Source organism: Candidatus Rickettsia kotlanii, assembly GCA_030295365.1.
GTDB lineage: Bacteria > Pseudomonadota > Alphaproteobacteria > Rickettsiales > Rickettsiaceae > Rickettsia > Rickettsia kotlanii.
On the sequence record AP027062.1, the window covers coordinates 128,500 to 153,344 of the forward strand.

Genomic DNA, 24,845 nt, shown 5'->3' on the forward strand with positions numbered 1-24,845 from the left:
CAGTCTTCCTGTTATCGTATCATGTATATACTCCTGGTAAATAAAAATTGCTAGACGAGCATAAATATTCATTGATTCTTTCTTTAAACAATACACTAATTATTGTAAGCTATAAGAATATAGAAAGCTTGATTTGCTGTGTGGCTTTGCTGTCATTTTTGCGTCCTTATTTATGTCATCCCCGCAAAAATGTTGTTGTGTATATCGGTTTTTCCATCATTGCGAGAAAATTTACAATAGTAAATTGATGAAGCAATCTTGGGAAGAATTTCTACGATTGCCATGCTCACTAACGTTCGCTCGCAATGATGACTTGGTATCTATGCAACAATGCTTCGCAAGGATGACATCGCGCAGGCTTTCGGATTCAATAATACTTTGCTAAAATAATCTCAAACTAACAATTACTTATGAAATTAATTATTACCGTAATCATTATGGAAATACTCGCTGGAGCGGAAATAGATTTATTCATTCCAAGTTTTCCTGAAATACAAGATACATTCAACCTTTCAACTTTTATGACAGAGTTACTACTTGGTATTAATCTAACTGCCTATTGTATTACTTCGCTTATAGTCGGTAATTTAGGAGATAGGTACGGACGCAGACCGATTATTATACTCGGTTTACTGATTTTTAATCTTGGTAGTTTATCTTGTGTATTTGCAAATAATTATGCAACTATATTATTTGGAAGATTTTTGCAAGGATGCGGGATATCATCGGTTGCAGTGCTAGTATATGTTGTTCTTGCCGATATTTATTCGGTACAAGAACAGCAAAAATTCATGGGCATTTTAAATGGCACTATTGCCCTTTCTATGGCAATAGCACCGGTTATAGGTAGCTACGTCAATTTATTTTGGGGCTGGCGTGGCAATTTTGTTTTGTTGCTTATAGTAAGTTTGATCAGCCTAATTCTTGGTATATTATTTATTCCAAAAAGAGAAGTTAATAAAAAAATACGTATTTCTTTAAAAGAATATATACCTATCTTCAAATCGCCAAAAGCTATATATTATATACTTACAATGATATTTCTTGCACAAGGATATTGGATATTTATTGGGATTGCTCCTATTTTATATATGCAAGATTTAGGTGTAACTTTAGAATATTTCGGACTTTATCAAGGAGCAATGGCAGCTCTATTCTCAATTATGAGCTTTTCAAGCGGTTATTGCTTTAAAAAATTCGGTATTAAAAATTGCTTCTATTTTGGAGTTATATTTATAATACTATTTCTACTAGGAAATAGCATATTAGTTGTATATAATATTAATAATCCTTTAACCATAACAATAGTTACTTTATTATTATCTCTTGGCGTGATATATCCGATTAACATATTATGGCCCTTGCTTTTAGAAGCTATTCCGGACGGTAAAGCTCGTATGACGGCTATTTTCACTGCGGCTAGATTGATTTTAACAGCATTTGGGCTGCAATTAGTAGGATTTTTGTATAACGGTACTTTTATTCCTCTTGGCATTACTATATCCAGTGTTACACTACTTGGGTTAGTAACATTACCTAAATTATTTAAGTACGATAAAATCTTTGAGATTTCTAGTAACGTATAGATGTCTTTTATCATCAATTGTGTCGTCATTGCGAGGAAAAACTGTAAGTTTTGACGAAGCAATCTCAGGAATTTGTCATTATTTCATAAGATTGCCACACAGCCTACAGCTGCTCGCAATGACAAAAAAGCTGATTCACACAGGAATAACCTAGAAACGGATGTAAGAAAAAATAAATAAATGATCAATAACAATTTTATCTTCAAGATAGCTTTCAGATATTTTAGAGCTAAGAAAAACGAAAAGTTTATTTCTATTATTTCTGCCTTTTCTTTAGTGGGCGTAATGATCGGCGTTGCAGCATTGATAGTAGTCATGTCCATTATGAACGGTTTTCATATAGAGCTTACTAAAAATATTATCGGCTTAAATGGGGATATAGTGATAAATCGGCGAGGTGGTAGTATTGATAACTATGAAGAGATTAAAGCCAAACTCCTAAAACAAGATTATGTAAAGCATGTCACTTTCATTGCTCACGGTCAAGCTTTGGCTCTTGGTAAAAGTAATAATAGCGGTGTGCTTATTAAAGGCATGACATTAAAGGATCTAAGTGTAAGAAACGAAATCTTTAAAAATGTAAATTTTGGTAGTTTTGATAATTTTCACGGCAAAAACGTAATAGCACTCGGAGAACAATTAGCAAGCAATTTAGGCGTAACCGTTGGGGATAAGATTAGATTAATTTCACCGAATTTAGTTTCTACCACCTTTGGCAGTATGCCAAGATCAAAAGAATTTAAAGTTATAGCAATTTTCAATAGTGGTATGTATGATTATGATCTGACAACGATATTAATGCCGCTTACCGCAGCACAAAATTTCTTATCTCTCGGCAACGATATTAATTTAATCGAAATTAATAGTCTAGATCCTGATAAAGCTCTCGCATATTCATATAAAATACAATTATTATTAGGTCCAACCCTATATGTATTTAATTGGCAAACCTTAAATTCACAATTTTTAAGTGCTCTTGCTATTGAGCGTACGGCTATGTTTACTATTCTATCTTTAATTATTACGGTTGCCGCATTTAATATTATTTCAAGCTTATTTATGCTTGTTAAAGATAAAACTTCAGATATTGCAATTCTTAGAACTATGGGAGCAAGCACTAAGCAAATAATGCTTATTTTTATCTATAACGGAATGTTTATAGGATTACTTGGCACAACACTAGGTGTAATCCTTGGTGTTACCTTTTCTTATAATATTCAAACTATCAAGAATTATTTGGAGCATATAACCGGTACTAAAATTTTCGAGGCAGCTATTTATTTTCTTTATAGTTTACCTTCAAAAGTAAGAGCTGAGGATATTATTTTAATTACCTCTTTATCTATAATATTGTGTTTTCTTGCGACAATTTATCCTTCTTATAGAGCCTCAAAATTAAATCCCGTGGATGCCCTAAGATATGAATAATACAGTCCTCATTTTAAAAAATATCTCAAAACATTACAGCCAAGGCAAAACTATTGTTAGAGTACTAGATAATCTTAATCTAATGGTTAATGAAGGTGAATTAATCGCTATAATAGGTTCTTCAGGTAGTGGCAAATCAACTTTACTACATATTGCCGGCTTGCTTGATAAACCTACAAACGGTCAAGTCATCATACCAAATAGCAAGTATCAAAAATATCATCTAATTCGTCTTCATTATTTAGGTTTTATCTATCAACAACATCACTTACTTAAAGATTTTACTGCTCTTGAAAATGTTATTATGCCAAGGCTTATTAGTGGTTTTGATCAAAAAAAAGCAATAGAAGATGCAACAAAGATATTAGATGATTTAGGACTTGGAAAAAAATTCTATAATATGCCCGGAGAATTATCGGGAGGAGAACAACAACGGGTCGCTATAGCTCGGAGCTTAATTAATAAGCCAAAAATTATTTTAGCAGATGAACCGACAGGTAATTTAGATCCCAAAACTACAAATGAAGTATTTAATTTATTTTTAAAAGTAGCAAGAGAACAAAATACCACAGTTATTATGGTAACACATAACCATGAGTTAGCATATAAAATGGATAAATTATATAAGCTAAAGCACGGATTATTAAATATAACTTGATTTAAAGCTCAAAAATTCTAATAATTATATGTAGGTTCTGTGAAGATTCCTCAAAAGATTTAATTTTGGCTCTTTTTTGCTGCAAATTATAAGATTTTTTTGAAATATGAATAACTATTCCTTACAAAAGCCTTATTAATTTTTGCTAAAAAATATCTTAAAATAGCAAATCAATTAGAAATTTTCACAGAACCTAATATTCTTTTAATAAAGGTTAGTAATGGCTGAGCCTATTATATTTACTCTTCTACTTGGAGATAAAGATCGGATATTAGAAAAAATAAACAAGCAGGAAGCTCAAAATAAACTGCCTATTATCCGGCTAGAAGTTAATAAAGCATCACATATACCCGATAAAGAACGTATTTTTTCGGAGATCTTACAAAAATCCCACAAAAAGGGCAAAACACCGATTTTTAATATTCAACTTAATAACAATAATATACAACCTATTTTAACGGTACAAGATTTAATTAATTTACAAAATTTAAATATAAAAACTACTATTACTTTTGATCAATATAATTCATTACCCCAAAATTCTGAACTAGAAGCTTATTGGAAGCAAATTATGAAAAAAGTTGATCATGTTTTTTTTACAAATGAAGCAGATCAAAATTTATCTATAGCCGATGGTATAATACCAAAAGATAAAACCACTACAATTATGGATATAAGTTTAGTAACATCTGTTTTTAACAATCTTGTATATGATCGTAAAATTGATCAATTACTTTCCGGTACAATACCTGATAAAGAAAAGCTAGATAAAATAATAAAAAACGCTAAAAATCAAGGTGGTAGAGTGATTATAGAAACTTGGCCTCTTTCTGTAGACGAAGCAATAAATCTTATCACTGCTAAATTCGGTATTACCTCTGAAGATCAAATTTACGGATTGAAACTCGAAATTAATGAAATCTTTAAAGATTCAAATAATGCTGCTGAAAACTTTAAACAATATGTATCACAAATATCTAGGCAATTTCAAAAAGATTTAGGTAAAACTGAAGTAAATCCTATTGACTTTAATTTTAATACAAAGAAAGTTATGAATGATAGACCTAAGGATATACAAGTAGAACAAACAACATCATATGAACCTCCAAAAGCAAACCAACCACAACCGCAAAGTTTTTTTAAAAGAATCTTTAACTATTTTAAAGAAGCAATATTCGACAAAAAAGAAGAACCTAAAACTCACGAATCAACAACTCCAACTACGGAAGCAAAGCCGACAATAACAGAAGAACCACTAACCACTGTTGCATCTTCTATAAAAAATCCACCGCAACAGCAAGCTCCCGCTAATAATCAAACACCATGGGGAAAATTAGGAATTCCACAGGAAATGTATAAGGAATCTCTAAAAGCAGAACAACAATTAGCCAAACCAGTAATAGAGCCAAAACAGCAGATACCTGAAAAAAAATCATCACCGGTTATAAATACTGAAGATCAAGTTGGTGTTTATAATACAGGAAATATAAAACAACCTACTTATTTATACACTGAAGATGATATAAAAAATATATTGGAAGCAAATATAGATAAGAATATGTTCTCTATATTTCATCATGCCTCTTTAGAAGAGCCGGAAATACTAAAAGATACTCTTCGTATTACAATAGAGGGTTTAATACTAGATAATAAGCCTGCAATTATACCACTCAATACAGGACATAAACATTGGTTACTCTTAATGGCTAGTAAAGATGATAAAGGTAATATAAACTTTATGTATAATGATCCTTATGGTGAGCCATTGGAATCTCGACCAAAAGTAACAGAATATATTACCGAAATTTATCCCGATGCAAAAATAACAGATCTAAATACCAAGCAACAAGAAAATGTATATGATTGCGGAGTTTTCGTATGCGATAGTGCGATAAAACTCTCGAAAGGACAAAAAATTCTAACTACTGAAGAATCTAAAGAACAAGGTATAAATTTAAGGAAAGCTCAAGCTAATATATTATTAATACAGCAACAAGCAATAGCGATTGGACACGAATCACGCAAGACATCATCTACAAATAACAAATTTCAAAATCTTATTAACAGCCGAAAAACAAAAGATACTGAAAGGAGTAGTCGATAACAAAAAAACATTAGGCAAAGCCTATAATTACTAATATAATTATTTATAGTTAATTTATATTTTAACAAAGAATGACTATCATACTTGTGATCGTTATTATAATAATGATCGCCTTATCTGCTTTATTTGCCGCTACCGAAACTGCTATTACCGCTTCTTCCCCAGGGAAAATTCATAAGCTTAAAATCGCCGGTAATAAGCGTGCTAAAGCAATTTTAGAGGTTCTTAAGAAAAAAGAAAAGGTCATAGGAACTTTATTAATAGGTAATAGTTTAATCAATACTGTTTGTACCACTATTGCTACTACTCTCTTTATTAGCTTTCTTGGAGATAATGGACCCATTGTTGCTTCCGGCGTTATGGCTTTTATAATTATTGTTTTTGCCGAAGTAGTACCGAAAGCAATAGCCGTTGCTAAACCTGAACAATTAACATTAAAAATGGCTTCAACTATCGTAATATTTTTAAAGCTTTTCAAACCTATTAATATTGCTCTTGATTACATTACAAAAATATTTTGCTTCATATTTCGTATTAATTTTAATCCTCAAATATCAGGAACGGAAGAAGTAAGAGGCGTGATTGAGCATTACCATCAAGAAGGCGGAGTTTATAAATCTGATCGTAATATGCTGGGCGGGATATTAGATATACGTAATATGACGGTATCGGAAATTATGACTCACAGAAGTAGTATTATAGCCCTTAATATCGACCTACCTCATGAAGTGATAATTAAAACTTTATTATCGGGTGCTCATACACGTATACCTTTGTGGCAAGATAATAGAGATAATATAATAGGGATTCTCAATCTAAAAGATTTGCTTAAAGCATTATACGAAAATAATAATGATGCAAAAAAAGTTGATATTAATAAACTTCTAACCCCACCTTGGTTCATCCCTGAGAATGCACTTGTAGTAGACCAGCTACATGCATTTAGAGAACGTAATAATCATTTTGCTTGTGTTGTAGATGAGTATGGTACTCTACTAGGTATTATTACTCTTGAAGATGTTATAGAAGAAATCGTAGGCCCTATTACTGATGAACATGATAGACTTAATCATGAAATTATCAAGAAGTCTAATACCGAGTTCATTATAAAAGGAACTACGACTATTAGAGATATTAACCGAGAACTTGATTGGAATTTATCGGATGAAGATGCAAACACTATAGCAGGATTAATAATCCATAAAATTGCTAGAATTCCAAATCAAGGGGAAGTAATTGAAGTATTTAATTTAAAGGTAATTATTTTAAAGAAAATTGCCAATAAGATTGATAGCATAAAAATTACCGTATTACCTACTACCGAGGGAACAATAAGCAGTGAGTGAAATCGGTAATTTTTTACTGCTAACAACAATGTGCTTGTCGGTTATCAGTTTGTCTTTTGTCTTTTATGTCATTCCTGCGAAAGTGGGCATCCATAAAAAATCTCTATGTTATAGACTAGATTCCCGCTTTCGTAGGAATGACAACTACCTCATTACTTTCCCCTTCTATATAGCTGCCTCATGTGCTATACTTGCCTTTTTTACCCTAGTCTATGCTTTTATTATCTCTGACTTTTCACTACAAAATGTTTTCTTAAATTCCAGTACTTTAAAACCTTTAATATATAAAATAGCCGGTAGTTGGTCAAGCCACGAAGGCTCAATGTTATTATGGTTTTGTTTATTACAAATCGTTAGTTGCTATTATATATTTTTACTTGAAGATAACCGTCTTAAATTTTTATCTATTATTATTCTATCAGCCATACAATTATTTTTTAGCAGCTTTATTTACTTTACCTCCAATCCTTTTAACGTGTTTTCTTTCGTTCCTAAAGAAGGGTTAGGCCTAAACCCGATGCTACAAGATATTGCTTTGAGCATCCATCCTCCTCTGCTTTATTTAGGCTATGTTAGCTATGTAGTACCGTTTACTATTGTTTGTGCCTCTATGTCATTCCCGCGAAAGCGGGAATCCATTAATGACATAAGACTTCTCAAAACATTTTCCAATATCGGTATCTTATTTACTACCATAGGAATTAGCCTTGGTTCTTGGTGGGCATATAGAGAACTCGGCTGGGGCGGATTTTGGTTTTTTGATCCGGTAGAAAATATTTCACTATTTCCTTGGTTATCCGGAATTATGCTCCATCATTCTATAATTGTAACAACAAAAACCGGACGTATGCAAAACTGGACGATAATTTTATCCATCATTACTTTTTTATTAGTAATATTTAGTACTTTTTTAGTACGTTCCGGTTTTATTACCTCAATTCACTCTTTTGCATTCTCACCTGAGAGAGGAATATACTTGCTTGGGATATTTTTGATTATGGGGATTGGTAGTATTGGGTTGTATACTACCACATCATTGCGAGGAAATGCATTAGCATTGACGAAGCAATCTCAGGAAACTAACCTAGATTGCCACAGCACCTTGCGTGGCTTCACAATGACGAATTGTGGGGACTCCATACTCCTCGGTAATATATTCCTCCTTCTTAGCCTTATTGTGCTAATAGCTGCCACACTTTATCCGCCAATTTACTCTTTATTCGACAATAAACCTATTATTATTAGTAAAACATTTTTTGTTAATAATTTTATTATATTTGTTATCCCTATTCTTGGTACCATAGGATTATTTACTACTAAAAGCTCTATTAAACAACATATTATAATGCTAATATTATCTCTAATAATTACTTATTTAATATCATTAAAAGTAACATTTAGTGTTATATCGATTTTAACTATAATCGCATCTATATTTCTTATGCTTCATAATATTCATTATCTTTTGGTTAAAACGAATTATTGTAGAAATAGACTTAAAGCAAGTAACGCTAGTATGATCCTTGGACATTTTGGTTTTGCACTAATTAGTTTTAGTATTACTATGAATACATTATTACAAAGTGAAATGGATTTTACCGGCAGAGTAGGAACAAGTAAAACATTTAACGAATTTAAAGTAACATTGCAAAATATTAAGTTTGCTCAAGGTAAAAATTATTATAGACAGATCGCTGAATTTTGGCTTGAGGATAATAGCCATAATATAACTATATTAAAGCCGGAAAATAGGCTTTATATAGTTGAAAAGAGTTTATCGCAAGAAAGTGATATATACTCTTACTTATCATATGACCTTTACGCAGTTTTAAGTAATATAGACGGCAATATAATCCATGCTAAAATATATTACAAGCCAACGATGAGCTTTATTTGGCTTGGAATTATTCTTACCGCGTCCGGTTTTTTTATTGCACTAATCAGAAAAAATTCTTGCTAATTTGAATCATCACATTTAAGGTTTAAAATTTTTATAATATTCGAATGATCAGCTCCGAATTGTTCTATCCAATTATTACGGAATTTTTCATACCAAAATTTCTTAGGTAAAGTACAACTAGCTTTAGCGGCCGCAAAATACATATTACTTATTTCATACACATTTTTCATATTTTCTTTATAGTTATTCCAATATATATTTTCAGCAGTAGCATAAGTATCTACCACCTCCTTATTTTGATTAAGTAACACTAGTGCATCCCATTCAGCAACAAACGTTTTTGCTAAATCTATACCCGGTGATATAATAATCTCTTTGTGAGGTCTAGTTGGATCATTAAGAAAAATTGCTTTAGCTTTTTTATTCTAGAGCTTCGGTAACATCACCTAAACCTAGTTTTGCTCTTGATTTTTGGGTAAAAATTCGTCTAAATACTTGATTTCCCTCTTTTTTACTCGACTTATTCATATCATATACTTGTTCTAATAAAGAAAGAGTGTCCTGATGTTTCTTAAGATTATAATACATCTAATTTAATGAGATATGAACCGGTAAGAAATAAATCTTGAGGTTTCATCCCGTTTTCGATACAAGCATTTATAGTATCGTCAATTCTTCTTAATGCTTCATAATTTTTACCTTGGATATTAAATAATTTAGCTTTTGCATAATATATATTTGTAGTTGCTATGTCAGTTTGATCTACTAGATTTTGATTGAACATATCTGCCATCATTTGGATATTTTTTCTGCTTCTTCTAGCTTTCCTAGCTGGATATTGAATATAGCCGAACCAAAAACTACATTACATTTTATGGAATCATATCCTTTCACTTCATCAAATACCTGCCTAGCTTTCATATCATATTCAATTGCTTTTTTAGGATCTGACCAAGTTCTATAATACCACCCTATGCGTCCTAAATATGTAGCATAAGCAAATTTTTCTTCATTATTCATTGTCCATAATTTAAATTTACCTTTTTGATCATTTTTATCAAACCAATTTACTAATTTTTTTGAGTTATATAAATCGAAAGAATTAGCATATTGTATTAATAAATTGATAACTCTAAAATTTTATATATCGTATTTTTCTGCATTTTTTGTAATTAATCCAGTATAGTTTTAGCATTTCTAAAAATACGCCCCTTTACTAAACTTTTAGGTATAGAATTTAAAAGATGAGTAACACTACGTTCAAGATATTCTTTATTTCCTTTATCTCCATTTATTTGTAATATTTTTTCAGCTATAACATCATGCATTTCAAATATCAGATTAACTTCATTAGGTTCAATATTAGAGATCAAAGCAAATTTAGAAAGCTGATAAATATTATCATCTAGACTATGCTTATCTTCAGTAATAGAATTTAATAATTCTTTTGCAAAACTTTGATTATTAAGCAATACTATCCCAAGTAATCTCTTGGCACTAGGCTTTAATTCATTGCTAACAAGTTTTATATTTAATATTTAACTCAATTTTATCCTTAGAGGCTTTTATCTTTTTCTTGTATTTCTCGAAGTTTCAACCTTGAATTTGATTTAATATTTGTGCTCCTTGAACTATGAGAATCAGATAACCTCCAAATGCTTGAGTCAAAAAATTTATTAATTCCAGATTTTTATTTTCCAATATATTTTTTGCAAGTAATACAGCTTCCGGCTTAGTGAAAGCGATTATGTTAAATAATAATTCATCGTCTTAGGAACAAAATATAATATTACCGTTATACTACCAATTAATAAAATCCTCTATCTTCTTATTCTCACCTATTTTTAAATTATCAAATACCAATAACCATTTAATCTTTACTTGCTAGATAACCCCTTAAATCTTTCTTTATCACTGCTATATCTTCTGAAATCACCGGTGATTTTACTTCGGTATTAATAGTTTTAGATAATTTGAGTAATCTCTATATTTAAGATTACAATCAATCAACCAAATTATGTTATAGTTATCTTTATTTCAGCGTACATTCTAGCAAGCTGCGTTTTACCCATACCGCTTACCCCTACTACACTAGATTGCTTATATTTATTAAGATTTTCTTTTAGTTTTTCCAATTGGGATACATGATTTATAAAATAGCTAACCAGTACAACTAAATTGGATATTTGACTTTGAGCAAATATACTTCTACTTATTAGAAGCATAATAATCACTAATATATTTTTTTCATAATATTTATGAATTAAATTCTTAGCTGTAAAATTTATATCTCTTCGACTAGAAGTCAATAAAATTTGAGGTTAGTGAAGGTATTGCACGGGGTAGAAAAGTAGGTGATATCATTCCCACATAGGCGGGGGGTTGTTGTATGACTCGTTTATGTCCCTCCCGCGAAAGCGGGACTCCAGTAATCTAAAGATTATACACAATAAGTTTGTAAAATTAAAAGCTCGATTTATCTCGCTTTTTTCTGGATCCCCACCTACACGGGAATGACATATAGTAGGTTTTTTGAGCCATGCAATAAAGACAGGAAGAAAGAACAAACAAAGCCCCCCCCTTTTTTTTCAAAGAGGGCTTTTTTCTTGAGGAACTTATAAACTTGCTAATCGGGAGTGATTAGAAGTTTACACGGACTTTTAGAGTACCTTGATGTGCAGTATATTTACTTGCAATCTGAGCATCGTAACCGATTCCATACTCCATCTTAGCATCAGATCTTATGCTTGCACTTAAACCTAAATTATAAGATGTTTTAGCGGTTCTGTTAGGCTGGCTTATACACGGAGTAACTTGTCCGTCTAATACAGACTGAGTTTTAGATAATCTACCAGTTACTTTGTGCACCACAAAAGCGTGAACTTCCGGATATACCGCAAGATCAGTTATGTTCATAGTACCGGCTACTTTAGCACCTACTATTAAATCGGTTCTATCGCTAAACTTGCTATTAACTTGCTTGTTTGCAACTTTTGTACCGGTCTCTTTGTAGTTTTCGTCAGAAGACTTTAAGTAGCTAAGTCCTGCCATTGGAGTTACTAACACACCTTGCATTGCATTGCAATCATAACCGACTGTTAAGTTACCACCAAATGTCATGTTACCGTAATTACCGGCAGCAATTTGCTTGCTCATATTACCGTTAGCATCGAAGAAGTAACGCTGACTTTTGTTCTTCACTTGGTTTAAGCTAAATATTGCACTACCTTGAGCAAAGAAGTTCTCAACAAGCTGCTGGGCACCATATAGAGAGAATGAGAAACCGTTAACGTCAGTCTTATCACCTTTCTTATAATCTTGATGTTTTATATCAGTTTTAGTGATACCGATAGCAGCGCCGATCATTAAGTTATCTTTAACTAGCGTATCTAAACCGATTACGACACCGGTGGTTTCAGCTTTATAACCAGCTAAACTACCTTTCTTACTTTGATGTGCATCAGTATAGAAAGGTTTTGCCCATATACCATAAGCTACATTATCAACAGCCTCGTCACCTGCAGCAACCGCAGCTGGTATTACTCTAGCTTCAGGTCCAACCATTTCAGCAGTTTCAGGAATACCTAAATATCTAAGAGCACCTAATCTGTTACCAAGTTGAGCTTGGATATCTTTAGCTACATCTAATTGTGCATTAGTTATAGCCGCACTTGTATCGGTAACGATAGCTCCGACAAAATTAGCAGCATCAACACTATTTTTAGCTAAAAGAAGATTATTATATGCTGCAGTATTAGTTGCATTTACAAATGTTGTAACGTTCTGACCTATACCCGGTGCGCCTCCAAATGGACTATTTGTGATATCATTAATAACTACGTTTGCTGCATTGTTAGTACGTGTTATTACATAATCTTGGTTAGCAGCACGTATTAAACCGTAATTTACGAAACGATTACTTCCGGTTACAACAAAGTTAGGAGCTCCTAAAGTACCGTTAAATCTAGCACCACCTTGGATTAAAGTATAAGTTTGTGTACCATTGAAATTTGCATTGGCATTATCTTGTACGTTAATGGTTGTAGTTCCTGTGGTTGTTGCATTAACTTGAGCACCTTCCGCGATAACGATGTGACCTATATTATCATTTGCTAATGTTAAAGTAGTTTCAATAGAAGTATTGTTTCCCCATGTTGAAGTACCACTTGCAAATGTTAAAGTATTTGTAAGAAGAGCGATTTTACCGTTAATAGCAGTAGTACCACCACCTAAAACTACATTAGAATTTAAAAGATCTAAGTTATAAGTACCAAAGTCTATGACTTGTGAATAAATATTTCCTTGTAATCCTGCACCATTATTACTACCTGTAAATCTAACAGAAGCTACAGGAGTATCTGAAGCACCTATATTACCGACGCATGCATTACCTAAATAAGTTACAGTACCGTTATTAGCTTTAGTAGTAACAATCATACTTGTAGAATTAGAAAATATACCGTCAACAAACCTTACATTAGCGTTACCGTTAACACTTCCAAGAGTAATTTTACCGTCAAAATCTGTTCCGACTATACCACCTGTAGTAACAGTTACACCGTCATTAATTGTTGCGTTAGTTGCAATAATATTACCTAAGTTGTTATAGTCTGTAGTAAACGTTACTTGCTTTAACTGTGAAGCGCCAATACCTGTGCCTAAGCCATAAACTGTACCAGGGATATTAGGAACACCACCGCTAAGTGTGACAGTACCTTGATTATTGTTTATAGTACTAATACCTGCATATAATGCAGTAGCATTAACGATTATACCGTTATCGCTTCCAAGACCTAGACCTACGATATTATTTTGATCACCGATTACTTGATTGTCAGCGATGACACTATCAACACCTGAAACAATCACGCTAGGAACCGCAAAACCTGTAGCTGTTTCATTACCTACGGTACTTTTAATTGTTAAAGGAATTCTGTTGTCTGCATCATTCAATGGAATGCCGTCAGGTAAGAATAAAGCTGCACCTAAACTTGCATTTTCAAAAGCAATCGTCTTAGTCACAGCACCATGATAATTACCTGCATTACCTATCTCATTAATCACTACATTACCGGGACCAGAAACCGTTATGTGTTTTAAAGCATCAACAAGTGCAGCTTGTTTGTTTAATGTTACGGTAATAGGACTAGTGTTAACGAATTCTACTATACCGGTACCATCGGCAGATGCGATACAGTTTGCAGTATAGTTACCACTGATTTGTAAGGTAGAATTAGCTGCAATTGTAGTGTTACCATTAAATGTTGCATTACCTAAGAACTTAACAGTAGTACCATTATCTAATGCTACAGTATTAAACTTATTACCTTGCTGTCCACCGACTGTACCGCTTACTATATTTGTTCCACCGGCATTAAAGACGAAAGAACCTACGTTAGCATCGGTAGTAGTAATATTAGTAGCATATAAATTTACACCTTTACCCACATTTAATACAGTATCAACATGAGCCCCTTTAGATCCAAAATTAATTTCTGCAAGTGGATTTATAGCACTACCTAAATTTGTACCGGCTGCAAGAGTTGTATTACCATCTACAACAGGATTAAATATTATTTTACCTTGACCGGCAGCATTTGTAGTTCTTGTTATTAAATAAGCATTATGAGCGAATTGTACTGAACCGTTATTTCCAATAACTAACTCGTTAATAGCAACATTACCGCCATTTAAAGCTGTTTTACTTGAGCCAATATTAAATTGTCCAAGAGTTTTATTATTAGCTCCAATAGCACCGATTGTACCGCTAATAGTTAAAGTTTGAGCATTTGTTAGGCTACTCGCATCAACAACGCCTGTTTGATCAGTAGCCATAGCTAAATCAAAATTAACTAAAATATTATCTTGAGTGCTTGTTAATTTAATAGTACCACCGTTAGCTTGGAAATTAATCGTCCCACCAACATTAGTACCAATAATATTTGCTCCACCAAGTGTTAATGTTTTTGTAGCATCGTTAGCTAAAGTAATACTTTGTAACATAGCAGCACCGCCACCGTTACCTATATCGCCGGTAATTGTAGCACTACCGTCTAAGGTAATAGCACCGGCTGCAAGGGCACCGCCGACAAGAGCAGTTTGGTTAACTTTACCGTTTATAACTGTATTGTCAGCAAGTTTAAAGACAGAACCGACATTTCCTAAACGTAACTCGGCATTATGTGTTCCTGATAATTGGACAACTCCGGCACCTGATACTTCAATTGCTGTAACATTATTTGTCACCGCAACATTTGCATCTGCACTAGCACTTGCTAAAGTACCGTTAGTATCAAAAGTTATTACACCTGCAGTGTTACCGGGATTGCTAGCATCACCTGTAAAATTACCGATAAGGGTCATAGCATTAGGAACTGTAATCTGTGCTGCAAGATTACCGAAATCAGTAGTACCAAAGTTTGAGTTTTCGGTTATTGCAACTTTAGAAGCTGCTGTTTTAAAGGCAGTAGTACCGTCTGTACCAACGTCAACTATATGTCTAAAATTTACTTGTCCATTTGGATTAGCACTTTGTATAATCATGTCTTTAGCATAAACTTGTCCAGCGATTGTTGCTACCTTACCATTATCTACGCTAACAATAAAGCCTGCAGCTCTACCTGCGTCATTATTAGTACCTATTACTGCATTAGCAAGGCCTGCATTAGCTATAAGTTGACCGTTTACTGCAGCAGTGTTAAATTCGATAATACCTTTTAGATTACCGCCTAAACTTTCTGTAACGTTAAAGTCGGTAGCAGCATTATGCTTACTTAATAATACTAATCTACCCGTACCGTCTGTTCCATTAAAATTAATAGTAGCACCACCTGTTTGTAAATTTAAAGCATTACCATTAGTAGCATCAGTATTGAACATGAAACCTTGACCGTCACCGATATTAATTGCCTTAACAGTAGCAAAACTTTTATCTGCAACTTGAATAAATCCATTAGTAACATCTAATGTACCATTAACACCATTTACAGCCTTACCTCCAAGTACAAGAGGAGCTTCTTGAGTTGTAGGATTTGCTAAATTAAATACTAATGTAGAAGCCGCAGCACCGAAGTTTATTGTTCCTACACCGCGAAGATCATTATTGGCAATAGCAACACCACCATTAAATCCTGCAACAACATTTTGAGCATTGCGTGTAACAGCAGCTTGTGCATCAGTAATACCTTGACCTGTTATAGCAAGAGTTTTACCGGCACCAAGCGTAAGTTCAAAGAAGTGACCGTTATTAGCAGTATTAGTAATGAACCCTAAGGTAGTATCTGCACTCACTGTCACTGCTAAATTGTTTGCAACACCTAAAGACAAACCGTTAAAACTACCGTCTGGAGTATTGAAATCAATACCATGATTAGCAGTAATAACTGCATTTAGAGCAACCGCAGCATCTACTGGAGGATTGACAGCTTGGTCAAATCCCACACCATCAACAGTTGCAGCAACTCCGTTTGTTGTTCTATGCTGCTGTATAGCAGCACCCATAGCTGAACCTGCAAAACTGGCTACTATGGTAGCTGTAGAAGCAGTTACCAACCCTGCGGAAATTAATTTTTTTAGAAGATTCGGTTTTTGAGCCATAATTTTTGTCCTATATTTAAGTTAAAATTTAGTATCTAGTATCAAAACAAACTTATCAAATGTGAGTTAAGATATCCCACATTTGATAAGGAAATAACCTAATATTTTGTTTCAATAGTTTCTAAACTACAGACTATAGCATACTATATATTGTATATAATTACAAGCATCGCTATATTTTTTTTATAAAGTTTTAATAAATGTTATATTTTTACCACATTGGTGTTATGCCTTATCAGTGTCATCCCGTGGCTTGACCACGGGATCCAAAAAAATAACTTAATAAGTATACATTTTTGATTTTTTTAGATGGATACCGCTACAAGCCTCGCAGTATGACACCAAGAACTGGATCCCGTGGTCAAGTCACGGGATGACGAACTAATGCCCCCCTATTCTTCGTTAAATATTAGCACTTCAGCAGTATTTGCCCATTTTAGCATTTCGTCGTATTTAGTATGCCAAATACACATAATTTCTTTTTCATATTCTACAATTTGCTCTTCTAATCCTTCAAATTGTTTCACCATTTGACGTGCTTTAGAAAGTATTGTGTCATTAGTAACGTCAAAAACTTTTTTCAAATGACGGTCTTGTTCTTCTTTATAATTTAAATGAGCTGCTCTACCAAGCTCGGCATCTTTATGCATATCTTCACTTCTTATCTGTATTTCAAAATTACGTTTAGAGTGTACAAGCTGCATTACATTATGAAGAGACTGATAGCCGTTGCTTTTTGGTCTATTGATATAATCTTTGGTGTATAACCAATCTAAATGCGGAGAACTCTTAACTACGTCCAAAGCATTATAGCATAGAGCTTTAGATTTAACTATAATCCTACATGCAATTAAGTCTTTCAATGCACCAATCGGCACTCCTTTCCTTTTCATCTTTTTTAAAACAGAATAAGGTTCTTTAAGACGCATATATATCTCATTTTCTATATCTGCTTTATTTAAATCTTCTTTAAGCAGATTAATAATATCATAAATCAAATCCCCCTCCTGCTACCTAAAATTCTCTATATCTCTATTCTTACCTATAGCTTTTAGAACTTAAATCCACAAGACTGTTGTATAACACTATTCAAGTAATTTATAAAATTAATTCTTTAACTAAAAATTAAAAAAAAGATTAATAGTAAAAATAAATTTTTTCAATATAATTGTTTAATTAATTTTAACTTAGATTAATTGGATAAGTTCCTTAATAGCCATTTTACAGCTAAATACCTGCCGTTGTACAGTTCCGTTGTCATCCCATGGCTTATGACCACGGGGGATCTTGTATCACAGACTGTGTCCTAAGATACCGCGGTCGAGCCGCGGTATGAGACATTAAATGAATAATAGCATTAAGCAATAAACAAGTCAGAAAATTTATCTATAGAACTTTCCAAAACACTACCTAGAACTTCAGACGTTTTGTTAAATTCTCCGGTACATTCAAGCACTATATCTATGCCTGCATCTGAAACTTTTTTGGTCATATCTGCCATACTACCGCTTAAAGCTTTCATATCTATTGCATCGGAAATAATAAGCCCTTTAAAGCCGATATTATTTTTAATATAGTCTATCACTTTTTTTGATAGGGTGGCAGGATTCTCAGGATCAAGAGCTTTGTAAATTATATGTGCCGTCATAGCAAGTTTAATATTATCGTGCTTCACGAGCTCCTTAAATACTTTAAAGTCTGTTTTTGCTAACTCTTCTATATCAGCATCGACAATTGGTAATTTTTTATGGCTATCCACCGTAGCTCTACCATGGCCCGGAATATGTTTTATACAAGCCCTGACTTTCTCTTCTTGTAATCCGTCTATAGCAGCTAAACATAAAGGCACGACTACTTCTGGCTTCCCGCCAAAACTTCTATCGCCGACTATCTTGTCTGCTCCTTCGTGGATCAAATCCGCTACCGGTGCAAAATCTAGATTAATACCTACTTCTCTCAGCTCTTTCGCAATATCACTATAATTTTGTTTACATACTTGGGGATCAGTAAAAGTTTGAGCAGCCGGAGCGTCATAAAAAGTCGGTGCTATGAGCCTTTTTACCCTACCGCCTTCTTGATCTATAGAGATGATAGTATTTTCCCCTAACACTTCTTTTATATCTGCAATAAGCTTAATAAGGGCTTCTTTATCCTGCGCACCATTATCATTTTTTCTAATATTACGACGGAATAAAATTACACCTAAAGGATTATGCTCTTCCAATAATTCTCTTTCGACATCGGTTAATCTAGGACCAGATATACCTACAATTACTGGCTTTACCATTTGTCTTATTGTCATAATATGTTCCTTTCTTTTCTTTAAAACGTGATACGACAAGTACTATACACACGTCATCAAGGGATCGGCAAGCATTTTTTATTTGAAGAGACAAATTATGGAAATTGGTAAGTAATATATCGATTCTAGCGGTAGAAAGAGATGTAATATCTTTATTTAAAGCTTTTTGGAGTAGATCAATATCATTAGCAGTATAATATTTTCTATTATTTATTTTATAACTAGATAAATCAGAGCTTTTTGCCTCCAGATATCTTAATTGATGTAAAGCAATATTTAAATGCTTAATCACTTCACTAGCAGAATAATATTTTTTTGTTAGCTTATTGTTTATCATATACTCCGAATACAGATTTTGTTGCATGGCTCGTTTTATGTCATTCCCGCGTAGGCGGGAGTCCACAAAAATAACCTTAATATTGATACACATTATTGACAAAATAAATCTAAAAAACAAGTTTTTTATAGGTTTTATTGGATTCCCGCTTTCGCGGGAATGACATAAAAAGCATTTTCCGAGACATGCAACAAGCCAATAAATTATAACGAAGTTCATCGAGTAGATTCATTAATTAAAGCTTTTAATTTAGGAGAAGGGACAAAACGTAAATTCTTTTTTGATTCTATAATTACCGGTGCTTTGGTATGAAAATTTATTCCGGGACGTGGATTTTTTTGTTTAACCTCAAAACTACCAAAATTCTTTAAAGTTAATTTTTGCTCTTTTGCTATTTCTAAAATATTAGAAAAAACCGTATGAACTATTTCCTCGCATAAATTATTTGAAAAGCCCAATTTAGAGCTTAACATAGCTGTAATTTTTTCTTTGGTAATAGTAGTCATAAATAATACCGGTTTTAAGGATATATTGTCCGCAGTCATTACAAAGAGAAACTATAAGTTTCGACGAAGCAATCTCAGGAGTTTATCCTACTTTATGAAATTGCCACGTCGATGCTACGCATCTCCTCGCAATGACGTTCAAAAATTACGAATTTGCTTTTTCTTTATCATTATTATATGTTAATATTTTTATTTAGCTCTTCTAATTTATCCACTAGGTGCTGACGTATTTTTTCTTGCTGCCTGCTTTTTTATAACCTTCTATTTTTGCTTTTACAGCATCTATAGATTTTTGCAGTTCTTCACTTTTTTATCTTTACTGATCTTTCACATTCTTTTTTATCTCTGCAATGCTTTGGGCTATCTGATCATAAGTATTGCTTAAGGTCTGATTAAATTCCGTTTGTGCTAGGTTTGTTAAATTGTCTTTTAATTCCTGTAAGTTTTCGGTAATTGTTTTTATACTGCTTGTAGCTATTGCTTCAGTTTGCACTTCATTTGCTTTTGTGTCATCCTTGGTAGGCAAACCTGCAAAAATACTAGGGGTGTTAATAATAAAGTAGTGGTAGCACCTAAGTTTTTTCACAAGAGTTTGTCTATATTCTTCCACTTATATCATCTTTAATTTTCTGATAATCCTGTAACTCTTTCGTTAAATTTTTATATTGCTCTTTTATAGTTTCTCAAGAATGGTCTTTACTATCCTTAGTATATTCTTCTAAATCATTAATTTTGACGGATAATTTATCCGCTACTTCATGACATTTTTTATTAAAATCGACAGTAATAATTTTAGCAGAGTCCTTAAGATTTTAATGTAATTCTTCAAGTGCTTCACTTATAGTTCTCATAAAACCTCTTTATTGAAATAGTTAATAAAAATTAAATTTAAGTATTATATACCGGTATCATAAATAATATAATTATAAAAAGCCATTTTAAAAAGTACATATTGAGTATATAGTTATTGTATCAAATAAATTTGAGGGTGTTATGACATTAGAACTAGGAAAAAAAGTTCCTGATTTATCTTTACACATAGGTCAAGATAACGTAATTAAACTATCGGATTTAAAAGGAAAATTCGTAATATTATATTTTTATCCGAAAGACGATACACCTGGATGTACTATTGAAGCACAAGATTTTAACAAGCTAAAACCGGAATTCGATAAACTTAATACGGTAATTATCGGAGTATCCAAAGATACGCTTGACTCTCATAATAAATTTAAAGAAAAATATAGTTTAGAATTTGATTTAGCCTCTGATGCAAATTCAAATTTATGCGAACAATTAGGGATATGGATAGAAAAATCAAGGTTCGGTAAAAAATACATGGGTATTGATAGAGCTACATTTCTACTTGATAAGGAAGGCATAGTTAAGCATATTTGGCGGTCGGTAAATGCTAAAAATCACGCTCAAGAAGTACTTGAGAAATTACGGACTATGCTTTCTTAAAATGTCATACCGTAGCTCATTCGAGAAAATTGCATAGCAATTGACGAAGCAATTTCAGGATATTTGACAAGATTGCCACGTCGCTTCACTCCTCGCAATGACGTTTCATTTCTTCCATCTATTGTGAAACCAAAACCATTGAGAAGGATTTTGCTTAACCCATTCTCCTAGCATTTGATTAATATTAAGCATAATATTATAGCAATCGGCTTTATTATCGCCGGTTTGCTCAAACTTTAATTGCGGGTGAACTATTACTTTAAAATAACTGCCTTTAGTTCTAATGATTTGGCAAGGCATAATTGGATATTTATACTGCAAAGCAATTTTAGCGATGGCGCTTGCAGTCATAGCAGGATGTCCTAAAAAAGGCACTTCAATTCCATCGTTCATTTTTTGATCAACAAGCATAACAATAGATTCACTCTCCTTGATAGCCCTGATTAAAGCTCTGCCACCTTCAGAACCTTTCGGTATAAGTCTTAATTTATCACTAGCACGACTTTTATTAACCAACTTGTTAACATACGGGTTATTTGCTTTACGATAAATTACAGCAACTTTCGGATAAAATTTATGAAGAATCTTAAGACTAATATCCCAATTGGCAAAGTGACCGCCAAATAATAAAAAAGGTTGTCCTTCAAGTTTTTTAATATTTTCTATGCCGATTATTTCGATTCTACGCTCTAACTCGGCTTCATCCATCTTGCCAACATATGTAAATTCACCGATAAACCTACCAAAATTATCCCAAGTTTGATCTATGATTTTTTCAACATCATACATATCACCGAATACTACTTTAATATTTCGTCTAGCAATTTTATTAACAGCAAATAATATACCAAATTTTCTTGCTATAAAACTACAAATATCCGCCGCTTTATCTACACCGAATATTCCTATTACTTTCAGGAATATAACAACGATAAAATACTCAATTAAATATCTGAGCTTTTTTAAAAATTTTTTCATTTAATAAATCAGGACGGTTTATAGATAATTCTACATCTAGACAGACAATATTATTATTTAAATCATTAAACTTAACATAATCTTTTCTTGTAGTAACTAAGGTAGCATTATGCTCTTGAGCTAATGAATATAAATTTTCTAAATCTGCTTGTAAATAATTATAATGATCAGGGAAAATTTTGTAACCGGTTATATTTAATCCATAATTTTTTAAAGTCGCAAAGAAACGTTCAGGATTACCGACACCGCTAAAAGCAAAATAATTTTTAGTTTTATCTATATTATTTGAAGGAACTATTTGAGCATTTATTAACTTATTGACATAAGGAGTTAAAATATTCGGTATTTTATCTTGGTGGCTACTGACTAAAAAAATTAAATCAGCTGCATCAAGGGCTTTATTTGGATATTGTCTTAAAGGACCAGCGGGAATTAGAAAACCGTTGCCGAAAAGCCTTTGGCTATCTACTGAGACTATAGTAAAGTCTTTATGAAAATAAGGATTTTGTAGAAAATCATCAACTATTATTATATCAGGTTTAAGCTCGTTAATTAATGGCACAATCTTTTTAATATTTTTAGTAGCAATAACTGCTCCGTACTTTGCAAGTATTACCCCCTCATCTCCTACCTCTAATACTGTATGTCCTTGATGTATAATAGTTGCACTGTTAAGGTTACTACCATAAGCCTTAGTTACTATTACAAAACTTACATTTCTAGCTTTTAGTAATTTAGCTAGATACATTACTATCTGCGTCTTACCCGTACCTCCTACGCTACAATTACCGACACAAATAACTTTAGCAGGCAACATAATAGGACGTGCTAAACTAGCTCGTAAATAGCCTAAAAATTGATATACCAAGCTTATAGGCAAAAGCAAATAAGCTATAATATTTCGCTTCTGCCAAAATTCAGGATATAAAAGTTTGATCATAGTTTAACATTTACGGTAGTTAAAAATAAAGTCAAACGGATTGATTGCTTTATTATCTAACAGAATTTCAAAATGCAAATGTTCACCCGTTACATTACCAGTGCTACCTTGTATACCGATAAATTGACCACGCTTAATTTTATTTCCTTCCTTGACTGACATTTCTTTTAAATGAGCATATTTCGTAACAAATTTGCGTCCATGTTTAATCTCAACAAAATTCCCGTAATCATGTGCTCTAGCAGCTTTTATAACAATTCCGCTTGCTGCTGCATATATCGGTGCTGCTTTTTTAGCTTGTAAATCAATACCGCTATGGGAACATTTCTTTTTTCTTTTCTTTTTATGAGGACTTATCCTAGTTCCATAATGGCTAGTAATTTTCGGCTCATATTCTGGCATCATAAGTGGTATTGTACTAATTATTTTATCAAGCTTGGTTAATTCTGAGATACTATTCCTATGAGCTTGTTTTTTTGCAAAATAGCTAGCCTCCGGTTTAGAGAGAAACTTATATTTTGAATTTAGTTTTGTTACAACTGCCTTTATATCAGCTATTTTTATTTCAGCTGCTTTATTAAATTCTGCCAGGTTTTTATTATGTAATTTGTGTAAAAAAATCTTATTTTGTTTAGGGTTATTAGTTATTAGACCTAAGTTTTTTGCATATATACATTTGCTATTTTTATTTGTTAAATCATACTGTACTACTAAATCCGCATAGCTAATTTTATATTTTTGCTTTAATTGAGATGAAGTAGTAGAAAGTAACGTAGTATCACTAGATTCTTTAATACTGCTACAACCTTGAACAAGAAAAACTATAAACAGTAAAAAGATATATTTTTTAAAAGACATTCAAGATAAATGTATGTAAATTTCAAATTAAGAGTGCCACTTAAATATTCTGTTAATTTCTCTAATTCTCCTCTAATATTTGGAGGGTTAATTAACATTAACCCACACTTTACCATATTTTTATCACTATTTAAAAGCTCATATTTAATAATCATACTTTCTTTAAATCCGATATTTTTGTAATTGTGGTAAAAATCACAGACTAAAGATAAATCTTTTATATGATACCAAATTAAGATAGTCTTATTAAGAACTCGTAGCTTAATTTTTTTAAGTGCTTCAAGTAATTTTTGAAACTCATTTTTTACTTCAAAAGACGGATCAAGAAAAATTAATCCTCTATTCTCTTTAAATGGTAGCAAAGCTTTGATAGCATTATAAGCATCTATATTATGCGTATCATTTGGTAATAATTTGTTTAAACTTAAATAATCGCTTGGATGAAGTTCGCAGGCAATTAAACGATCATTTGCTCTTAATAATTGTTTAATTATAACAGGTGAACTTGAGTAGTAACTTTTGCCTGCTATATTTATTATATTTAAAAAAGTTTGTAAGAGCTGAGGGATAGGATCAGTAGCTTGCAGTAATTTATTAATTCCCGTATCGCTTTCCAGAGTTTTAGAAGCCGCCTCCGAGTTTAAATCGTAAAGACCTAGCCTAGCAAAAGCATCTAAAACTGCAAAAGGTTTTTCTTTTTTCTTGAGCTGTTCTAAAATACTAATTAGGACTAAATTATATCAGCAAAATTGCCTGCATGATAAATATGACGATAGTTCATTTTAAATTAATCATAAATTTCACTTCTATGACTAACTCGCGCGCATGGCTCTATGTCATTC

20 protein-coding genes and 3 pseudogenes are annotated in these 24,845 nt (G+C 32.5%); 7 read left to right on the plus strand and 16 right to left on the minus strand.

Annotation, left to right across the window (positions count from 1 at the left end; all coding sequences use genetic code 11):
- Nucleotides 1-410: 410 nt before the first annotated feature.
- The 6 genes from QUD19_RS00810 (at nt 411) to QUD19_RS00835 (ending at nt 9,082) form a co-directional block, all read left to right on the plus strand.
- Nucleotides 411-1,586, plus strand: a complete 1,176-nt coding sequence (locus QUD19_RS00810) for a multidrug effflux MFS transporter (RefSeq protein ID WP_498808216.1) — start codon at nt 411-413, stop codon at nt 1,584-1,586.
- A gap of 180 nt (nt 1,587-1,766) precedes the next feature.
- A complete protein-coding gene (locus tag QUD19_RS00815) occupies nt 1,767-3,014 on the plus strand; it encodes a lipoprotein-releasing ABC transporter permease subunit (RefSeq protein WP_498808217.1) in 1,248 nt (415 codons plus the stop codon).
- Nucleotides 3,007-3,672 (plus strand): ABC transporter ATP-binding protein, encoded by a 666-nt coding sequence (locus tag QUD19_RS00820; protein WP_498808218.1) that lies wholly within the window; start codon nt 3,007-3,009, stop codon nt 3,670-3,672. Before QUD19_RS00815 ends, QUD19_RS00820 begins: the two co-directional genes overlap by 8 nt.
- A 220-nt stretch (nt 3,673-3,892) precedes the next feature.
- Nucleotides 3,893-5,776 carry a YopJ family acetyltransferase gene (locus tag QUD19_RS00825; protein WP_498808219.1) on the plus strand — a complete coding sequence of 628 codons (1,884 nt, stop codon included), beginning with the start codon at nt 3,893-3,895 and terminating at the stop codon, nt 5,774-5,776.
- A 71-nt stretch (nt 5,777-5,847) separates the two neighbouring features.
- Nucleotides 5,848-7,122, plus strand: coding sequence for an HlyC/CorC family transporter (locus QUD19_RS00830; RefSeq protein WP_498808220.1), 1,275 nt, complete (start codon nt 5,848-5,850; stop codon nt 7,120-7,122).
- Nucleotides 7,115-9,082 (plus strand): heme lyase CcmF/NrfE family subunit, encoded by a 1,968-nt coding sequence (locus QUD19_RS00835; RefSeq protein ID WP_498808221.1) that lies wholly within the window; start codon nt 7,115-7,117, stop codon nt 9,080-9,082. Before QUD19_RS00830 ends, QUD19_RS00835 begins: the two co-directional genes overlap by 8 nt.
- Here the strand turns inward: QUD19_RS00835 and QUD19_RS00840 are convergent.
- The 12 genes and pseudogenes from QUD19_RS00840 to QUD19_RS00895 form a co-directional block, all read right to left on the minus strand.
- On the minus strand, nt 9,079-9,333 hold the full coding sequence (locus tag QUD19_RS00840) for a hypothetical protein (protein WP_498808222.1): 255 nt from the start codon (nt 9,331-9,333) through the stop codon (nt 9,079-9,081). The genes QUD19_RS00835 and QUD19_RS00840 overlap by 4 nt on opposite strands.
- Nucleotides 9,334-9,442: 109 nt before the next feature.
- The gene (locus QUD19_RS00845) at nt 9,443-9,610 is read right to left on the minus strand and encodes a hypothetical protein (RefSeq protein WP_498808223.1); all 168 of its coding nucleotides are present in this window, start codon (nt 9,608-9,610) and stop codon (nt 9,443-9,445) included.
- Nucleotides 9,600-9,818: a hypothetical protein gene (locus tag QUD19_RS00850; protein ID WP_498808224.1), complete on the minus strand. Its 219-nt coding sequence runs from the start codon at nt 9,816-9,818 to the stop codon at nt 9,600-9,602. The genes QUD19_RS00845 and QUD19_RS00850 overlap by 11 nt, the downstream gene beginning before the upstream one ends.
- Entirely contained in the window at nt 9,815-10,042 is a 228-nt protein-coding gene (locus tag QUD19_RS00855; protein ID WP_498808225.1) for a hypothetical protein, read from the minus strand. The genes QUD19_RS00850 and QUD19_RS00855 overlap by 4 nt, the downstream gene beginning before the upstream one ends.
- A 152-nt stretch (nt 10,043-10,194) precedes the next feature.
- Nucleotides 10,195-10,494, minus strand: a complete 300-nt coding sequence (locus tag QUD19_RS00860; RefSeq protein ID WP_498808226.1) for a hypothetical protein — start codon at nt 10,492-10,494, stop codon at nt 10,195-10,197.
- 543 nt (nt 10,495-11,037) lie between these two features.
- Nucleotides 11,038-11,331, minus strand: coding sequence for a hypothetical protein (locus tag QUD19_RS00865; RefSeq protein ID WP_498808227.1), 294 nt, complete (start codon nt 11,329-11,331; stop codon nt 11,038-11,040).
- Nucleotides 11,332-11,662: 331 nt separating this feature from the next.
- Nucleotides 11,663-16,618, minus strand: coding sequence for an outer membrane protein OmpB (gene ompB / locus QUD19_RS00870; protein ID WP_498808228.1), 4,956 nt, complete (start codon nt 16,616-16,618; stop codon nt 11,663-11,665).
- Nucleotides 16,619-17,010: 392 nt separating this feature from the next.
- A complete protein-coding gene (locus QUD19_RS00875; RefSeq protein WP_498808229.1) occupies nt 17,011-17,616 on the minus strand; it encodes a RelA/SpoT-related domain-containing protein in 606 nt (201 codons plus the stop codon).
- A 359-nt stretch (nt 17,617-17,975) separates the two neighbouring features.
- Nucleotides 17,976-18,920 carry a beta-N-acetylhexosaminidase gene (nagZ, locus tag QUD19_RS00880; protein ID WP_498808230.1) on the minus strand — a complete coding sequence of 315 codons (945 nt, stop codon included), beginning with the start codon at nt 18,918-18,920 and terminating at the stop codon, nt 17,976-17,978.
- 42 nt (nt 18,921-18,962) lie between these two features.
- A pseudogene (locus QUD19_RS00885) lies at nt 18,963-19,257 on the minus strand (MerR family transcriptional regulator).
- Between the two features lie 215 nt (nt 19,258-19,472).
- A complete protein-coding gene (locus tag QUD19_RS00890; RefSeq protein WP_498808647.1) occupies nt 19,473-19,763 on the minus strand; it encodes an HU family DNA-binding protein in 291 nt (96 codons plus the stop codon).
- 145 nt (nt 19,764-19,908) lie between these two features.
- Nucleotides 19,909-20,339: pseudogene (locus QUD19_RS00895) on the minus strand (hypothetical protein); the annotation flags it as partial.
- A gap of 417 nt (nt 20,340-20,756) precedes the next feature.
- Here QUD19_RS00895 and bcp point away from each other — a divergent pair.
- Nucleotides 20,757-21,227 carry a thioredoxin-dependent thiol peroxidase gene (gene bcp / locus QUD19_RS00900; protein ID WP_498808231.1) on the plus strand — a complete coding sequence of 157 codons (471 nt, stop codon included), beginning with the start codon at nt 20,757-20,759 and terminating at the stop codon, nt 21,225-21,227.
- A gap of 105 nt (nt 21,228-21,332) precedes the next feature.
- Here bcp and QUD19_RS00905 read toward each other — a convergent pair whose 3' ends face one another.
- The 4 genes and pseudogenes from QUD19_RS00905 to rlmJ all read right to left on the minus strand — a co-directional run bounded on the left by QUD19_RS00905 (nt 21,333) and on the right by rlmJ (nt 24,784).
- The gene (locus QUD19_RS00905) at nt 21,333-22,205 is read right to left on the minus strand and encodes a lipid A biosynthesis lauroyl acyltransferase (RefSeq protein ID WP_498808232.1); all 873 of its coding nucleotides are present in this window, start codon (nt 22,203-22,205) and stop codon (nt 21,333-21,335) included.
- Nucleotides 22,168-23,145 (minus strand): tetraacyldisaccharide 4'-kinase, encoded by a 978-nt coding sequence (gene lpxK, locus QUD19_RS00910; RefSeq protein ID WP_498808233.1) that lies wholly within the window; start codon nt 23,143-23,145, stop codon nt 22,168-22,170. Before lpxK ends, QUD19_RS00905 begins: the two co-directional genes overlap by 38 nt.
- A gap of 3 nt (nt 23,146-23,148) precedes the next feature.
- A complete protein-coding gene (locus tag QUD19_RS00915) occupies nt 23,149-24,003 on the minus strand; it encodes a M23 family metallopeptidase (protein WP_498808234.1) in 855 nt (284 codons plus the stop codon).
- Nucleotides 23,967-24,784, minus strand: a pseudogene (gene rlmJ, locus QUD19_RS00920) (23S rRNA (adenine(2030)-N(6))-methyltransferase RlmJ). Before rlmJ ends, QUD19_RS00915 begins: the two are co-directional and overlap by 37 nt.
- Nucleotides 24,785-24,845: the final 61 nt, after the last annotated feature.

Bases quoted from the DNA above. Each gene is read 5' to 3' on its own strand.
- QUD19_RS00850 (WP_498808224.1), bottom strand. From the start codon at position 9,818: ATGATGGCAGATATGTTCAATCAAAATCTAGTAGATCAAACTGACATA.
- QUD19_RS00820 (WP_498808218.1), top strand. From the start codon at position 3,007: ATGAATAATACAGTCCTCATTTTAAAAAATATCTCAAAACATTACAGC.
- QUD19_RS00845 (WP_498808223.1), bottom strand. From the start codon at position 9,610: ATGTATTATAATCTTAAGAAACATCAGGACACTCTTTCTTTATTAGAA.
- bcp (WP_498808231.1), top strand. From the start codon at position 20,757: ATGACATTAGAACTAGGAAAAAAAGTTCCTGATTTATCTTTACACATA.
- QUD19_RS00905 (WP_498808232.1), bottom strand. From the start codon at position 22,205: ATGAAAAAATTTTTAAAAAAGCTCAGATATTTAATTGAGTATTTTATC.
- QUD19_RS00890 (WP_498808647.1), bottom strand. From the start codon at position 19,763: ATGACTACTATTACCAAAGAAAAAATTACAGCTATGTTAAGCTCTAAA.
- QUD19_RS00915 (WP_498808234.1), bottom strand. From the start codon at position 24,003: ATGTCTTTTAAAAAATATATCTTTTTACTGTTTATAGTTTTTCTTGTT.
- ompB (WP_498808228.1), bottom strand. From the start codon at position 16,618: ATGGCTCAAAAACCGAATCTTCTAAAAAAATTAATTTCCGCAGGGTTG.
- QUD19_RS00810 (WP_498808216.1), top strand. From the start codon at position 411: ATGAAATTAATTATTACCGTAATCATTATGGAAATACTCGCTGGAGCG.
- nagZ (WP_498808230.1), bottom strand. From the start codon at position 18,920: ATGACAATAAGACAAATGGTAAAGCCAGTAATTGTAGGTATATCTGGT.
- QUD19_RS00830 (WP_498808220.1), top strand. From the start codon at position 5,848: ATGACTATCATACTTGTGATCGTTATTATAATAATGATCGCCTTATCT.
- lpxK (WP_498808233.1), bottom strand. From the start codon at position 23,145: ATGATCAAACTTTTATATCCTGAATTTTGGCAGAAGCGAAATATTATA.
- QUD19_RS00825 (WP_498808219.1), top strand. From the start codon at position 3,893: ATGGCTGAGCCTATTATATTTACTCTTCTACTTGGAGATAAAGATCGG.
- QUD19_RS00855 (WP_498808225.1), bottom strand. From the start codon at position 10,042: ATGAATAATGAAGAAAAATTTGCTTATGCTACATATTTAGGACGCATA.
- QUD19_RS00815 (WP_498808217.1), top strand. From the start codon at position 1,767: ATGATCAATAACAATTTTATCTTCAAGATAGCTTTCAGATATTTTAGA.